A 16615-nucleotide genomic window follows, 5' to 3' on the forward strand; every position below is an offset into this window, starting at 1 on the left:
TGCGCCAAATGGCGGAAATTTTTGATATTTATTTCAAGGTTTATTCATTTTCTTGGCCGAAAGACCGATATAACTCTCAGGAGGGGATGGTTATGTTTAAAAAAATGCACATCAAAATTGCTGTGTTTGTATCGGTAATGCTTATCGTAACGGTTGTTTTTTTAACGGTTTCTTCATATTTGACATTAAAGCCGATGATGACGGAGGAAGCAAAACGTACGACAGAGAATGTCACCAATTCACTCGGTCAGAACATTGAGCTTCAGCTGAAAAATGATGAGACCGTATTAATGAGATTAGCAGGCGGTGAATTGTCCCGGTCTTTTCTATCAGATGGGAAGAAAGAAACCGCGCGGCTTTTTAACGATGAGTTAAAACAGATCGGACGGAATGACAAATATGTCGCGCTTGCGTACGTCGGAACCGCAAACAAACAAATGTTTACATATCCAAAGGCACATTTTGCCAAAGACTATGATCCGACAAATAGAACGTGGTATAAGATGGCGGCCGAAAAACCCGATAAAGTTGTCTGGACTGACCCTTATAAAGATGCAGTGACGGGAGACATGATTGTGACGGCGTCAAAAGCCATTCAAAACAGCGGAACCGTCGTCGGAGTGGCGAGCTTAGATCTGAAGCTGTCCTCCATTCAGAGCATGGTCAACGAGCAAAAGGTTCCATATAAAGGATTTGCGTTTTTGGCGGATGAAAACGGTTCTCTGCTGGCGCATCCGGAAAAACAGGGAAAAAATATTTCGGAAGATCAGACGTTGAAAGACATCACTACGGATAAAGAAGGCATCAAAGAGCTGCAGGGGAACATGGTCGTCTACCAAACGGTAAAAGAAACAGGGTGGAAAGTCGGAACGCAGTTTGAAAAAGATCAGCTGATGGGAGTAGCCGACAAAATGAACACGGTGAGCATTTTTATGTCACTGATCGCTCTTGTGATTACGATCGGACTCAGCTATTTACTAGCAAAAACGATAACCGGGCCGATTCAGCAGCTGATCGCCAAAACAAATTCAGTCTCAGCCGGAGATTTAACCGTCCGCGCCCAGACGAAATCAAAAGATGAAGTAGGCGAGTTAACAAAAGACTTTAATCAAATGGTTGAAAATATGAAAGAGATGGTCGAACAGGTTAAGGCCTCCTCAGAAAATGTGTCTGATACATCTGACCAGCTAACCGTCATTTCACAAGAAACAAATGAAACGAGCGGACAAATCGCAAAAGCGATAGAGGAAGTCGCCGCCGGAGCGACAGAGCAAGCGTCAGAGGTTGAGACGATCAACGAAAAATCAGAAAATCTCTCAGTCAAAATAAAAGGAATCGCAGATCGCGCAGGCAGCATAAAACAACTCTCAAAATCTTCAGAGGATGCCAGCTACAAAGGACTGGACGCGCTCGGGCAGCTGCTGATGAAGTCAAACGAAGCCAATTCAGAAACGAAAAAAGTAGAGGCAATGCTGAATGACCTGGAAGAACAAACGAAAAACATAGAAGAAGTCGTGACGGCAATATCCGCCATTTCAGACCAGACGAATCTCTTGGCGCTGAATGCGAGTATTGAAGCCGCTAGAGCGGGAGAAAGCGGACGAGGCTTTGCCGTCGTCGCTGAAGAAGTCCGCAAGCTTGCTGAACAATCAGCTCTTTCTTCCGGCCATATCAGTGAAACGGTCCGGCTGATTCAATCTGAGACAAAAGAAGCGTCACACGCGATGATTGAGGCAAGCAGAATGAATGATGAACAAAACAGCGCCATTCATGAAACGGGTGAGGTCCTCAATCTGATTACGACGGAAATGCAGTCTCTCGTTCAAGGTATAGATCATATTTACAATGACATTCAAAAAATGAGTGAAGAACAAGCCGCGATTCAAGAAGCGATTCAAAGCATCTCCGCCATTTCTCAAGAATCTGCGGCAGCGGCGGAAGAAGTGAATGCTTCTACTGATGAACAGCTCGTTACGCTTGAAAAAGTGAAGCAATCGACTGATATGTTAAAGAGCGCAAGCGAAGATCTGATCAGCGCTATTTCTAAATTCACCTTGTAACGCGGACTCTATCAGCCTATAATATGGTAATATAGACATGAGAGAATGATATTATGAATCGCATCAGGGGAGGAAAGCGCAGTGAACAAAACGGTCGGATTTATCGGTTTGGGCGTCATGGGAAACAGTATGGCATCGCACATTTTAGAAGCGGGCTATCCTGTTTTAGTCTACACGCGGACGAAACAAAAAGCGGAAGAGATTCTGAATAAGGGAGCGGTCTGGCAGGAGACGGTCAAAGACCTTTCAGAGAAAGCAGACATCATTATTACCATGGTCGGCTATCCGAGTGATGTCGAGGAAATCTATCTCGGCGAAAACGGCATTCTTCGTCATGCAAAAGAAGGGGCGTTTGTCATTGACATGACGACATCAAAACCGTCTCTGGCGAAGAAGATAGCGGAGAAAGCCAAAGAAAAATCCATTCACGCCCTGGATGCACCCGTTTCCGGCGGAGACATCGGCGCGAGGAACGGAACGCTTGCCATTATGGCCGGAGGAGAAAAAGAAGCGTTTGAAGCATGCCTGCCGCTTTTCTCCGTTATGGGGGAAAACATTCAGTATCAAGGGCCGGCTGGCAGCGGCCAGCATACGAAAATGTGCAATCAGATCGCGATTGCAGCGGGAATGGTCGGAGTGGCTGAAGCGATGGCTTACGCTGAAAAATCCGGTCTGAACCCGGAACAAGTGCTGAAAAGCATTACAACCGGAGCTGCCGGAAGCTGGTCATTGTCCAACCTCGCTCCCCGTATGCTGAAAGGCGATTTTGCACCAGGATTCTACGTGAAACACTTTATTAAAGACATGGGAATCGCCCTTGAAGAAGCGGAGCTGATGGGAGAAGAAATGCCCGGATTGGCACTTGCCAAATCATTATACGACAAGCTTTCCGCGCAAGGTGAAGAAAACAGCGGAACTCAAAGCATTTATAAGCTTTGGGTGAAATAAAAAAGATTGCCCGAACGCGATATTTTATGGATACGAGGAAGCGAAGGCTTACGGTATTGTTGATGGTGTTTTGTAAACAATAATCTGCAAACCTTGATTCTTAGAGCCTTTAATGAAGACAGGAACTTGGCAGGGTAATGTATTAACATGTATCCGTTTATAGTATTCTACTGTTTGGAATCCCCCTCGTTTGTTTGATGCAGGCTGTCTATTATAAATCAAAAGGGGGATTTCCGAATAGTTATAAGGATTAATACAACTTTCCAACAGTAGGATGTATCATGTTTGATTCAACTATGAATTCGAGTAACCCAAATGTACATTACAATAAATCGAGTTGATTCCCGCAATTAAAACCTAATAATTGGGCATCCGAAATTGAAATTCTATAGATTAGCCTTCTAGCAAAACTGAAAAATAAAAGAGGATGTATCGTAAAAAATCCAAGAGATTTACGAAAACATCCTCGATTCAGAGATTTCATCATTACATGTTGTTTTTTGAGAATTCCAGATGAAATCAACGTTAAACCCATTTGTTAATAATATGAATTTTAATGTTGTACAGTAATATAGTGTTTCAGTACTCCTCTATGGGTTTGGTTTCCCCAAGTCGTTGCTACCATTACATCATACTTGCCTGCTGGAATATTTTTTGTTGAAAAGCTTACTCTAAAACTGCGAATATTACGGCCATTAACAATTGTATATTTGACTGAATCTCCTTTTTTATTTAAAAGATCAACTACAACACCCTCGTTTAGTTCATGATTAGACATAGTACCTGTTACGACAATAGAAGTAGCGTGTTTTGAGTAAGTATTAGCATCTGTTTGGAATTTAATTGCTCCTTTTGAAGTCATGGCTAACGCTTCTGAACTGTTTGAGAAAATCCCGAATGTCAATAGAGCAACTGTGAATAAGAAACCCATTCAATATATTACTAAATTTTGAAAAAATATTCAACAGAAAATAGGTAAATTCTACTTTTTATTAAATAAAGTATTACTAAAGAAGCAAAGGCTAACAAAACCAATTTAATCATCACGTTTAAGATTTTACAAAAAAGCTCCCAGCACTTATGTGCCGGGAGCTTAAAATGTTTATAAATTTATAAAGTGTCAGGCCCTTCTTCGCCCGTACGGATGTTGATTGTGTTGTGAATTTCAAAAATAAAGATTTTCCCGTCTCCGGAATTACGGGTTTTGAGCACTTTTTGCACCGTCTCAGTCACTTTTTCGACAAGCAAAAGATTGCCCGCAGGGGCAATCTTTTTTATTATTTATTTTCCGATAAATTGCTGTGTCCAGATGTTTCCTGATTCTACGTAACCGACACCGATTTGAGTGAACTCAGGATTCATGATGTTCTTTCTGTGGCCTTCACTGTTCATCCAAGCTTTAACGACAGCTTCAGGAGTCGGCTGTCCTTTGGCGATATTTTCACCGGCGGTTTTATAAGTGATTCCGAAAGATTTCATCATATCGAAAGGTGAGCCGTAAGTAGGACTTTGGTGATCGAAATAGTTTTTGTCTTTCATATCTTGTGATTTTGCGTGAGCTGATTTGCTTAGTTTATCATCAATCTGCAGAGGTTTTAAGCCTTGCTTTTGTCTCTCTGCATTTGTCAATTCAACGACTTTCTTTTCGTACGCACTGACAGAAGAAGGAGTTTTCTCGCTGCTGTTGTTTGTGTTATCTGTCTGCTTTGCATTGTCAGCAGCCTGGTTTTGCTGGTTTTGATCGGCTTTCGGTTTTTCGGCAGCTGCCGGTGCCGTTTTTGCCGGTGTTTCTTTTTGAACGTCTTTAACTGTCATATCAGAATGCTTTGCGTGTTTTTGCAGCTGCTGTTTCAGTTCTTTCTCATTTTTAACGTTCAGCTTTTTCACGCTCGTTTTCATATGTAGTTTTTCAATAGCCTCTTGAAGAGTCAGATGCTGTACGGTGTTTCCTTTTTTCACGGTAACGACGTGCTGGCATGACAGCTCTTTGGCAGATGCCTGCTGAATGCCTCCGAATGTAATCAAACTGACTGCCGCGGCAGCAGATAAGAGAAATGCTTTTTTCATAAGTTTATAGCCTCCCAGAGAAGTTGTTTTTTTCTACATGAAAAATCTTATCACAGCTTTTTTGTCATAATGCAGGCAGCCATTTCCTTTGACAACAAACTCTTGTCATAATTGTAATTGAGCGCAGAAAAATGGCTCTATACCGGGAAAAACGATCTGTATTTATTTTTTAAAATCCGTTACATCTCTTCAAATTATTTGAAGTGTTAGATATATTTTAAGATAATTTGATCTTGACAGTTTTTTTTACCCGTTTTCGCTGTAACAACTTTTACAAAAATGTTACAATTAAAATCTGTTTATGTAAATATATTCAATGATTTGAGAGGTGTAACAGAAAGTGGCTGAAGTTGCGCGTGAACCAAAGAAAAAAACGAAACGTTACAGAGCGCTGAGAATGAATCTCTATTTTTTAGTTGTTTTCCTTCTCTTTACGGCACTGATTTTTAAACTCGGCATCGTCCAGATTGTCGAAGGGGATAAACACCGCCAGGATGCGGAGAAGGCAAATGCAAAAACCGCCTATTATCCGACACCGCGGGGAAAGATGTATGACAAGCGGAACAGAGTGGCGGTTGATAACCAGGCTGTGCCTGAAATTGTATACGTTTCTACCTCAAAAACCTCGGCAAAGGACAAATTGAAAACGGCAAAAAATCTCGCCGCACTGATTCATATTGATACTGAATTTATGAAGGATCGAAATATCATTGATTACTGGCTTGCCGCACATCCGAAGAAGGCGGAAAAGCTTATGAAGGATTCAGAAAACAGCCTGAAATCCCAAGAAGTATACAAACGCCAGATTGAACGCGTCCCGAAGCAGGAGATTGACGCGATCAAACAAAATAAAAAAGAGCTGGAAATCGCGGCGATTTATACGCGTTTTTCAAGCGGCAACGCCTATCAGCCGCAAGTCGTCAAATCAATGGACCCGAATAAGCTGAACGGAAACGGAAACAGCGGTTCACTGCTTGACGAGCATGAAAACAACAAGCAAAAACCAAAAAGCGACCTGACATATGAAGAAGTTTCCGTGGTATCCGAGCACCTGAAAGAGCTCCCCGGCATTGACGTGATCAATGACTGGACGCGGAAATATCCATACGACAAAACGCTGTACTCTCTGTTCGGCGGTGTGACGACACCGGAACAGGGATTGTTGGGCGAACGGAAAGATTATTATGTCACAAGAGGCTACTCACTGAATGACCGGGTGGGTAAAAGCTACATTGAATATCAGTATGAAGACTATTTAAACGCACATAAAGAAAAAGTAGAGTATGTGGAAAACAGCAAAGGTGAAGTCGTCAGCCAAAAGCCCGTCGATGAAGGCAGCAGAGGCTACGATCTGCAGCTCTCGCTCGATATGGAATTACAGTCGAAAGTCGAAAAAGTCATTGAAAAAGAGCTGAGAAGAAGCCGCGCCGCAGGCAACTTTATGGTTGACAGAGGATTTGCCGTCATGATGGATCCGAACAACGGGGATATTCTCTCAATGGCGGGGAAACGCATCGATCTCGAAACAAATAAAACACAGGATTTTGCGATCGGAGCATTTACGACCCAATATGAGATGGGCTCTTCTGTTAAAGGAGCGACTGTTCTCGCGGGTTACCAAAGCGGCCTCCCGCATTATAAAACGTTTGTCGATGCACCGCTTGTATTTAAAGGCAAAACGAGAAAACAATCGTGGACACAAATGGGAGCCATTACTGAGCTGACCGCGCTGCAAAGAAGTTCAAACGTATATATGTTTCATGTGGCCATGCATATCGCCGGCATTACCTACAGGCCGTACGGCACGCTGCCTGCCGGATTAGACGATATTAAGAAAATGCGCAACTACTACGCCCAATTCGGTTTGGGTGTGAAGACCGGGATTGATCTTCCGCAGGAATCAGCGGGCATGCAGTCAAATCCGCAAATGGTCGGGGGATTGCTGCTTGACTTTGCGATCGGACAGTTTGATACGTATACGCCGCTTCAAATGGCTCAATATATTTCAGCCATCGCAAACGGCGGGTATCGCGTTCAGCCGCGGATCGTCACAAGCATTCATGAACCGGACAGCAAAAATAAGATTGGAAAAGCGATTGAACAGCGAGATATTAAAATTTTGAACAAAGTAAATAACAGCCCGAGCGATTTTGATCAGGTTCATAAAGGAATGAAATTGGTCACAAGCTCACCTCAAGGAACGGCTTATTCAACATTCCAAGGTTCCGGCGCTGATGTTTCCGGAAAAACGGGAACCGCGGAGACGCACTATTACGGCACGAACAAAAACTGGTGGGGGAAGTACACGTATAACCTGACCTTTGTCGGCTATTATCCGTCAGAACATCCACGAGTGGCATTCAGCGTCGTCGTTCCGTCTGTTCGAAATGATAAAGATCATGTAAGCAAAAACATTGCCAAGGGAGCAATTGACGCTTACAAAGAACTTGAAAAGAAATACAATAAAAAATAACAAATGAAAGGGCGGCCGAACATCTCGTGCGCCCTTTCTTTCATTCAGGAAAATTGACGTTCACAATAAGAATAGAAGGAGAATGCTCATTTTTTAGCGAATCAATCTAGTGGAATTTCTTTTTATACCAGTCCGTGTTCAGCCTGCAGTGCGAGTATAATGCAAAGGAGGGATTCTGTGGAACAGGATACTCAGCATGTCAAACAGTTTCAATCGAAAACCGATCTTCATGCCGTTTTGACGTCTAACGGGCGTATTATGTATATTTCTGCAAACTGCAAATCGTACTTCAGTTATTCTCAGGAAGAGATGATCGGGTCATTTCTCAAAACGTTCCTGCATGAAGAAGATCAATTTTTGGTTGAAAGTTACTTCTATAATGAGCATCATTTGATGCCTTGCACCTTTCGTCTTATTAAAAAAGATCATACCATCGTATGGCTTGAAGCGGGTGTGGAAATTGTCACACCGCAAATGGAGGGGACGGATCGGGAAATCATCCTCAAAATCAAGGTGCTTGAGGAGAAGACGCCCCGCCGGCCTTATATGTATGAACAAAAGAAGCAAAAGGCAGAACAACAGTCGGAAGATGCGGCTGGAAACGGCGAATTCGAGCGTCTTGTCGAAATGCTGCCGAATCCTTTATATGTCAGCATCAACGGCACAATCGCCTACGCCAACAACGCGATGCTTGCCATGCTGGGAGCCGAAAGCAAAGACGAGGTAATCGGCAGGCGCTCTTATGAGTTTATTGAAGAAGAGTACCACGACATTGTGAAAAACCGAATTGTGCGGATGCAAAAAGGAATGGAAGTCGGAATGATCGAACAGACGTGGAGAAGGCTCGACGGCACGCCCGTTCATTTAGAAGTGAAGGCGGCACCGACGACATATAAAAATCAGCGGGCGGAATTGCTGCTTCTGATTGATATTTCTTCACGGAAAAAATTCCAAACGATTCTGCAAAAAAGCAGAGAGCGTTATCAGCTCCTCATTCAGAATTCAATTGACACGATCGCCGTGATTCACAATGATAAATGGGTATTCATGAATGAGTCGGGCATTTCGCTGTTTGAGGCTGAAACATATGAAGATTTAATTGGGAAAAACGTCTATGATCAGCTTCATCCCTGTGATCATGACGGCGTGAAACAGCGGATCCAAAATATTATCAACCGAAAGACCGAGTCAGAAATTATTAAGCAATCGTGGTTTACCTTTAAAAACCGGCTGATCTACACGGAAATGGTCTGCATTCCGACGACGTTTTTCGGAGAAACGGCCGTGCAGGTCATTCTGCGTGACATTTCTGAGCGGAAGCAGACGGAGGAATTAATGCTGAAGTCGGAGAAGCTGTCTATCGCAGGGCAGCTGGCGGCGGGAATCGCTCACGAAATCCGCAATCCGCTGACGGCGATCAAAGGATTTTTACAGCTCATGAAGCCGACGATGGAGGAAAACGAACATTACTTTGAAATTGTGTTTTCTGAACTGAGCAGAATCGAATTAATTTTAAGTGAGCTTTTAATGCTTGCCAAACCTCAGCAAAACGCCGTGAAAGAGCGTGTAAACTTAAAGAAAATTATAAGTGAAGTGACCGCTCTTTTAGAGACGCAGGCAAATCTTAAAGGGATTTTTATCAAAACGGATTACGAACATGACAGCATGTATATTAACGGTGATCAAAATCAGCTGAAACAGGTGTTTATCAATCTGATTAAAAATGCCATTGAGTCGATGCCGGATGGGGGAACGGTTCACATTCTTATGACAGAAGATGAGTATTCCGTTAATGTGACGGTGAAAGACGAGGGTGACGGGATACCGGAAAACGTGCTGAAACGAATAGGCGAACCGTTTTTGACAACGAAAGAAAAAGGAACCGGCCTGGGGCTGATGGTCACATTCAACCTTATTAAAAACCACCAGGGAGCTATCCAAGTAGACAGCAAACCGGATAGAGGCACGGCCTTTCATATTACATTCCCGAAACAATAAAAAACAACGGCGTTATGCCGTTGTTTAAATAGTCTGCATGGATTCTCTCGTTTTTAAAATAAATGCTTCCAGCCGGTCCAAGCCTTCTCTCAATGTATCCAGTGAATATGCGAATGACAGCCTCACATACCCTTCACCCAACTTTGAAAACGAGCTGCCGGGCACAAGAGCCACACCTGCATCCTCTAAAAGAGCCATACTAAAATCAAACGATGACATTCCGAATGACTTAATGGAAGGGAAGATATAAAATGCGCCTGACGGCTTTACGACGTCAAGCCCCATTGAAACAAGACGGTCATATACATAGTCAAGCCGCTTTTTATACTGTTCTCTCATAATAAGCGCATCATCAACACCGTTTGTCACCGCTTCAAGAGCCGCTTTCTGAGAGATTGAAGACGCGCATGTCACACTGTATTGGTGAACTTTTAAGATGTGCTTGGCAATTTCTTTCGGTGCGAAAATGAAACCGATTCTCCAGCCCGTCATGCTGTGTGATTTTGACAGGCCGTTGATGACGATCGTCTGGTCTCTCAAATAAGACGCGATCGAATAATGCGGTCTGTCATAGGTTAATTCGCTGTAAATCTCATCAGACAGGACAAAAACATTTCTGCCCTTCAGGACGGCTGCGATGTTTTGCAGCTCTTCCTCAGACAATGTCACTCCGGTCGGATTTGACGGATAAGGAAGAATGACGCATTTTGTTTTTGGTGTCAGCGATTCTTCAATGAGCCGCGCCGTCAGCTTAAATCCGTGTGTCGTCGTATCCACATGGACCGGAACGGCGCCCGACATGCGGATGATCGGTTCGTAGCCCGGATATATCGGTCCGGGGAGAATAACTTCATCGCCCGGAGATAAAATCGTCCGCAAAGACGCGTCAATCGCTTGGCTTGCCCCGGTTGTGACGATGATTTCAGTTTCAGCTTCATAATTCAAATCAGCTTTTTTCTTCATATAAAGCTGTACGGCCTGTCTCAGCTCAAGGCCGCCCGCATTCGGAGTATATGCCGTTGCGTTCTCGTCGATTGCCTTTTTGGCAGCCGCTTTGACATGGTGCGGCGTGAAGAAATCCGGCTGACCGATCGTAAGCGAAATGACATTGTCGTGCTGAGCTACAAGATTTGAGAATTTGCGAATTCCTGAAATTTCAATTTCTTTTACATTCGGATTAAGCAAATGTTCCATAATTCATCACCTTATACTATATATTGAGTTTCTCCTATTTTACCACTAGCTGAGCATTTGTCATCTTTTTATTGAACTATCCCGAATATATGTCCGATATGTGAAAACATACCTTCTTTCAGAAAAAAATAAGACAACCAGCTGAAATGATTGTCTTCATTGTATCATGATCTATCTATTGTGATATGTGGCGAATGTCATTAATACCCGTATTCAAAGCTGACGTCTTCCCGCCATAAGATGTATGGAGCGGGCTTGTCGGGACGCTCTTTCGCCTCTTTTTTCATTTGCAGGTAAGCCGTTTTGCTGATATCTTCTAACACCGTCATTTGATCTTGGTCGAATATGACTACTGTACCCATTTATTACACCCTTCTTCCTGAAAAATCCTTGACTATTTTACCACTCGATGTCAAAAAGTCAATGGGATATCAGAAAAAAGCATCTTTTTATAAAGAGTTCATGGCCAGTTGGCCCGAATACATTCACTTTTTCCGTTTCCAGCCGATATATACAGTACAATACTGAATGCGGATAGCGAGGGATTGAATTGTCTTTACAACAATACGATATTTTATTGGATTCAGGCACAAACGAATTAGAAATCGTCAAATTTGAAGTAGGTGTCAATACATTTGGCATAAATGTGATGAAAGTCCGGGAAATCATTCAGCCGGTAGATGTCACATCTGTGCCTCAGTCTCATAAAGACGTAGAAGGGATGATTAAGCTGAGAGGCGAAATTCTTCCCGTCATCAGTCTGTATACCTTTTTCGGCGTTGATGCCGAAGGAGCAAAAGACGATAAATATATCGTAACGGAATTCAACAAGCGGAAAATCGTCTTTCACGTCGGTTCCGTTTCACAAATCCACAGGGTGTCCTGGGAGGCGATTGAAAAGCCGACTTCCCTGAACCAGGGCATGGAGCGGCACTTAACGGGAATCATCAAACTGGAAGACACGATGATCTTTCTGCCTGATTATGAAAAGATCATTTATGATATTGAATCGGCATCCGGAGTTGAAACTTATCATGTCCATCAGGAAGGATTTGATGAAAGACGGGCGGGTAAAAAACTGATTATCGTTGAAGATTCGCCGCTTCTGTTGCGTCTTTTGACGGATGAGCTGACTGAGGCGGGGTACAGTGAAATCGTTACGTTTGAAAACGGAAAAGAAGCGTATGATTACGTCGTGGAACTGACGGATAGAGGAGAAAACCTGTCAGACCATATTGACATGATTATCAGTGACATTGAGATGCCGAAAATGGACGGGCATCGTTTGACGAAGCTCCTTAAGGATAACCCGCAAAGTTCTGATGTGCCGATTATGATTTTCTCGTCCCTGATTACGGACGACCTGCGCCACCGGGGCGAAGTCGTCGGGGCGGATGAACAGATCAGCAAGCCTGAAATCAGCGAGCTCATTAAAAAAGTGGATACGTACGTGATTGAATAGAAAAAAGCCGATGCATGACGCATCGGCTTTTTTGCGGCGGAATTAAAAATAACTCTCACCAAGTTTTTTAAATACGGGTTTATGATAAGCGGGCTGCTGCCTGTTGGCGGCAAGCGGTTTTTCCTTTAAGCCCACATATTTTTGCAATACGTTTTTCGCTTTTGTCAAAGACATTTGTGCTTTAGGATTGCGGTACGATTGATTTAACGTACCTAAATGCGGAAGATACTGGAAGTCTTCTTTTGTTGGAGGCATGTGAAAATAGTAGTCTCCGATAGAGATAAGTACGTCTGACTGCTGTTGGCTAAACCTGGGATTATTTGAAAAGTGAAGCCCTATTTTTTTCCCTTTGCCTTCTTTCACAAGCTTTTGTAATGCCCGTTTTTTCAGCAGATAAAGGTATTTAGGGTTGGGGGCGGTTTTTGCATGGCGGTTCACAGTATAAACAGCTTTTGAAAGATTCTCGATGGTTGGCTGCAGCTCTTTCGAATAAGCGTGGTCGTCCATTATTTCTCTCCTTTGCATTGATCAAGTTCATATATAGATTATACTTTTTTAGCGTTGAAATGCAAATATTGATTATAAAAATACGCCTTTTTCTGATGAAAAGGGCGCATCTTTTTCCTTTATTAGACAGGATTTGCATGTTTTTCGGAATCAGCCTTTAATGATTGCTGCACATCGACCTCTGCTGCCTCGGCGCTGTATTTCGGAAGAGCGATAAAATAGAACACAAATACCGCCAAAATCACGATTCCCATGCCGTAATAAAGGTAATCAATATTGGAAACGAATTTCGGAAATAACAGGGCGACAAGTCCGAGTGTAATCGATTGGGCAAACATCATAAAGGGATCCTGCCAGCCGCTGACCCGGCCCATTATTTTCGGATGAACGATTTTCGGCATCCAGCCGCCGATGGCGATATTGACAGGGCCGATGCACATGCCGAGGACAAAAGCCGCCGCATAATAAATCCACAGCTGATTCGTATAGCCGAGGACAAAAATGAGCAGTCCGGCAGCCAAAATCGGAAGCGACATCAAATGATGCGGTTTGACTTTTTTTGCGATCATCGTGCCGATCACACTTCCGGCAAGCAGGCCGAAGCCGAGTGCGACGGTGAAGATGGAAGTGTGTGATTCGTAATGATCGGGCGCAAGTCCGTATTTCATCGTAAACATCGGAAGTACGGCAAAGCCGCCGTTGACAAATCCAAAAATAAAAAATCCAAAAATAAGAGAAGCAAGCAATTTGTTTTTAATAATATATACGATCCCTTCTTTAAAATCAGCGACCGAGTCTTTCAGAAACGAATCTCCCCATTTAAAAGGGCCGTTCGGCTGACGGGCTTCTATCGGAATGCGGCAGGCGCGGATCAGAAAGCCTGACACAATAAAGCTGATAAAATCAAGGATAATGGCTCCGTGCACACCGATCGTTTTATACATAAACGCACCCATACCGACTCCGAATACCATAAAGATGCTGAACAGGATCTGGTTAAGTCCCGCTGCTTTCGCATAATGCTCCTTAGGCAGAATAGCTTGTACAAGGCTGGCTTCCGCCGGGAAAAAGAACTTGGTCACGGCGCTTCTGATGAACAAAATACAGAACACGAGAGGAATATTCCCGCTGTATAATGCCGCAAACAATACGATCGTCAGTCCCGCCCTGATCCAGTCACAATTTTCTGCGACCTTTTTCCTGTCGAGCCGGTCAGCTGCGACACCGACAATCAGAAATACGAAAACTGTCGGCAGCGAATACATCAGCTCTGCCAAAGTCGTATATGCCGGCTGGTTGGCAAAGCGATCCAGCAAGTAAAAAGCGAAAGCCATATTACCTACAGTCGTTCCCATTTGAGAAGCGAGTGCTGCGAAAAATAAACGGACAAAATTGCGATTTTTAAATATATCCATAAACACGCTCCTTACCCTAAAGGTCCCACTGTAATATATTATCATCAGCTCGTTCCATAAACAAATGAGATCTTTCTATCTTATAATCGTCACCCTTGTTCCATTAGGGACGGTAGCGGCAAGTTCAGTGACGTCCTGATTATACATGCGGATGCATCCTTTTGATACCGCTTTGCCGATGGAGGAAGGATTATTTGTCCCGTGAATGCCGTAATGGAGCTTAGAGAGGCTGAGCCAATAAGCGCCGAACGGACCTCCGGGCTTAGGCTGGCGATTCACGATGTAAAATTCCCCGGTCGGCGTGGTCGTCAATATTTTTCCGACTGCGATCGGATACGTACGGATGAGCCTGCCAAGGCGGTATAACTCCAGTTTCTTCGCTCCGATATACACGACAATGGAGTAGGGAATAGTGGATGGGTCGGGAAGATTCGGTATGATAATATGCTGTCCCGCATAAATGACCGATTGGATTGAGGGATTTGCCTGAAGGAGAGCGGCCGTGCTTATTCTGAAGTCTTGCGCAATGCTTGAGATGGTTTCTCCTTGTTTCACTTGATAGGTCAGCAGTTTCATCACCCTCCTTTTTGTTCTTTTCCATATACATATTAAGGAGGGGCTGTTTGCGCATCGGGATAAAAGTCTTATTTTTGTACAGTTTTTAATGTGAACAGCGTGATTTCCGGTCTTGCTAAAAATCGATACGGCAGTCTTGTCGTACCGAGCCCGCGATTGACATAAACGGTTGTGTCATGCAGCGTATACATGCCGTCGGTATATGTTTTTCCGTAAGGGGGCGTAATGAGAGGCCCGAAAAACGGAAGCTGCACCTGACCGCCGTGAGTATGTCCCGACAGCTGCAGGTTTACGGGATGTCCGCCGATTTTGAGTGCGGCGTCCGGCTCGTGAACGAGTAAAATGGAAAACGCATCTTCGGAAAGACGGGATAGAGTGCCTTCATAATCAGGCTTTCCGAGCATTAAATCATCCAAAGACGCAAGTTCAATCCGGCTCCCATTTGCCAGCTGCACCTGACGAAAGCCGTTTCGAAGCACTTGAAAATCAGCCGCTTCCATCAGGGTCTTGTACGTGTTCGTGCCGTAGCCTCCGTGGTCATGGTTTCCGTATACACAAAGTTTGCCGAAAGGAGCTTCAAGCCTTTCCAGCACGGCGAGCGCATGCTGATGATCATGATATAAATGCGGCTTATCAATTAAATCTCCCGTAAAGATAAGCAGATCAGGCTTCAGCTGATTGATCTTTTCAGCTGTTTTATTCAAGTCTTCGGCTGTAAACACGTCACTGAGATGCGTATCGCTGAATTGAACGATTTTAAAATTGTCAAAGCCGCGTGGAATCAGGCGGCTGGTGATTGTATGCCGGGTGATTTCAATCATGCGCGGTTCAATATACCGGGCATAGCCGTAGCCTCCGCAAGCCGTCGCAAGAGCCGCGCCAAAAATGCCGAATCCTCTTTTTAAAAATGTTCTTCTCGTCATTTTCTCCATATGTAAAACCAACCTTTGTCAGAGTTTTTCTATTATATCATCAGCTTGGCCGGAAAATCCCTTCTCAGCATGTAATGACGGGCAGAGACATCTGTGATAGAATTATGAATGATTATTCATTCAATAAAAGGGGTGGGGTTATTATGGATAAGAAAGCGGTAATCATTACAGGCGGTTCAAGCGGCATGGGAAAAGCAATGGCGAAAAAACAGGCTGAACTGGGATGGCACGTCATGGTGACGGGGAGGAACCATGAAGCACTTGAGGAAACAAGAAAAGAAATTGAGACCTTTGAGGGACAGGTCGCCTGTTTTCAAATGGATGTCCGTTCTGAATCCGCCGCTTCAGACATGATGACAGAAGCGGTAAAAGTCTTTGGCCGGCTTGATGCGCTGATTAACAATGCGGCCGGTAACTTTATTTGCCCGGCAGAAAAGCTGACGCCTAACGGATGGAAAGCGGTTATTGAGATTGTTTTAAACGGCACTTTTTTTTGCAGCCAAGCCGCGGCAAGGCATTGGATCGAGCAAAAGCAGAAGGGTGTCATATTGAATATGGCCGCCACATACGCATGGGGAGCGGGAGCAGGGGTCGTTCATTCCGCTGCAGCCAAAGCGGGGGTATTGTCACTGACAAGAACGCTGGCCGTTGAATGGGGGGGCAAATACGGCATCCGCACAAACGCGATAGCCCCAGGCCCGATTGAACGAACAGGCGGTGCGGAGAAGCTGTTCGAATCGGAAAAAGCGGTGTCCCGCACTATGAACAGTGTCCCGCTTGGTCGGCTTGGCACACCGGAAGAAATCGCCGCGTTGGCAGCGTTTTTACTTTCTGATGAAGCATCCTACATAAACGGGGATTGTATCACAATGGACGGCGGGCAGTGGCTGAATCCTTATCCGTTTTAATTTTTCGTATATTGACTATTTTGCAGAACAAGCGAACGTCAAAGCCTGCCGTTCGCTTGTTTTATTTTCTATTCG

General features: G+C 44.1%; 13 protein-coding genes and 2 pseudogenes. 6 read left to right on the forward strand and 9 right to left on the reverse strand.

Annotation, left to right across the window (positions count from 1 at the left end):
- Positions 1-92: 92 nt before the first annotated feature.
- Positions 93-2060 (forward strand): methyl-accepting chemotaxis protein, encoded by a 1968-nt coding sequence (locus NYE50_RS07860; protein ID WP_109567368.1) that lies wholly within the window; start codon positions 93-95, stop codon positions 2058-2060.
- A gap of 81 nt (positions 2061-2141) precedes the next feature.
- A complete protein-coding gene (locus NYE50_RS07865; RefSeq protein ID WP_003154640.1) occupies positions 2142-3008 on the forward strand; it encodes an NAD(P)-dependent oxidoreductase in 867 nt (288 codons plus the stop codon).
- A gap of 553 nt (positions 3009-3561) precedes the next feature.
- On the opposite strand, the gene NYE50_RS07870 is transcribed toward NYE50_RS07865, so the two are convergent.
- The 3 genes and pseudogenes from NYE50_RS07870 to NYE50_RS07880 all read right to left on the reverse strand — a co-directional run bounded on the left by NYE50_RS07870 (position 3562) and on the right by NYE50_RS07880 (position 5075).
- Positions 3562-3939, reverse strand: coding sequence for a hypothetical protein (locus NYE50_RS07870; protein WP_159354086.1), 378 nt, complete (start codon positions 3937-3939; stop codon positions 3562-3564).
- 179 nt (positions 3940-4118) lie between these two features.
- Positions 4119-4250 (reverse strand): annotated as a pseudogene (locus tag NYE50_RS07875) (P-II family nitrogen regulator); the annotation flags it as partial.
- A gap of 39 nt (positions 4251-4289) precedes the next feature.
- Complete coding sequence (locus tag NYE50_RS07880) at positions 4290-5075, reverse strand: CAP domain-containing protein (RefSeq protein ID WP_159354087.1); 786 nt, start codon at positions 5073-5075, stop codon at positions 4290-4292.
- Positions 5076-5415: 340 nt separating this feature from the next.
- Between NYE50_RS07880 and NYE50_RS07885 the strand changes: the two genes are divergently transcribed.
- Together NYE50_RS07885 and NYE50_RS07890 are read left to right on the forward strand one after the other, a co-directional pair.
- Entirely contained in the window at positions 5416-7548 is a 2133-nt protein-coding gene (locus NYE50_RS07885) for a peptidoglycan D,D-transpeptidase FtsI family protein (protein WP_076424033.1), read from the forward strand.
- A gap of 177 nt (positions 7549-7725) precedes the next feature.
- Entirely contained in the window at positions 7726-9546 is a 1821-nt protein-coding gene (locus NYE50_RS07890; protein WP_159354088.1) for a PAS domain-containing protein, read from the forward strand.
- Here the strand turns inward: NYE50_RS07890 and NYE50_RS07895 are convergent.
- Both NYE50_RS07895 and NYE50_RS07900 read right to left on the reverse strand, forming a co-directional pair.
- Positions 9527-10740 (reverse strand): annotated as a pseudogene (locus NYE50_RS07895) (aminotransferase A). The gene NYE50_RS07890 and the pseudogene NYE50_RS07895 overlap by 20 nt on opposite strands.
- A gap of 200 nt (positions 10741-10940) precedes the next feature.
- Positions 10941-11102, reverse strand: a complete 162-nt coding sequence (locus NYE50_RS07900; protein ID WP_007409608.1) for a hypothetical protein — start codon at positions 11100-11102, stop codon at positions 10941-10943.
- 188 nt (positions 11103-11290) lie between these two features.
- Here NYE50_RS07900 and cheV point away from each other — a divergent pair, with 188 nt between their 5' ends.
- Positions 11291-12202: a chemotaxis protein CheV gene (gene cheV / locus NYE50_RS07905; protein WP_159354089.1), complete on the forward strand. Its 912-nt coding sequence runs from the start codon at positions 11291-11293 to the stop codon at positions 12200-12202.
- Between the two features lie 42 nt (positions 12203-12244).
- On the opposite strand, the gene NYE50_RS07910 is transcribed toward cheV, so the two are convergent.
- The 4 genes from NYE50_RS07910 to NYE50_RS07925 form a co-directional block, all read right to left on the reverse strand.
- On the reverse strand, positions 12245-12709 hold the full coding sequence (locus NYE50_RS07910) for a YkyB family protein (RefSeq protein WP_159354090.1): 465 nt from the start codon (positions 12707-12709) through the stop codon (positions 12245-12247).
- A 122-nt stretch (positions 12710-12831) separates the two neighbouring features.
- Positions 12832-14124, reverse strand: a complete 1293-nt coding sequence (locus tag NYE50_RS07915; protein ID WP_159354091.1) for an MFS transporter — start codon at positions 14122-14124, stop codon at positions 12832-12834.
- Between the two features lie 75 nt (positions 14125-14199).
- Positions 14200-14694: a L,D-transpeptidase family protein gene (locus NYE50_RS07920; RefSeq protein WP_095240832.1), complete on the reverse strand. Its 495-nt coding sequence runs from the start codon at positions 14692-14694 to the stop codon at positions 14200-14202.
- Positions 14695-14768: 74 nt separating this feature from the next.
- Positions 14769-15632, reverse strand: a complete 864-nt coding sequence (locus NYE50_RS07925; protein ID WP_159354092.1) for a metallophosphoesterase — start codon at positions 15630-15632, stop codon at positions 14769-14771.
- Between the two features lie 143 nt (positions 15633-15775).
- Between NYE50_RS07925 and fadH the strand changes: the two genes are divergently transcribed.
- Entirely contained in the window at positions 15776-16540 is a 765-nt protein-coding gene (fadH, locus tag NYE50_RS07930; RefSeq protein WP_159354093.1) for a 2,4-dienoyl-CoA reductase, read from the forward strand.
- Positions 16541-16615 lie beyond the last annotated feature (75 nt).

It is taken from the genome of Bacillus sp. EU55, from assembly GCF_038005925.1.
Classification (GTDB): domain Bacteria; phylum Bacillota; class Bacilli; order Bacillales; family Bacillaceae; genus Bacillus; species Bacillus velezensis.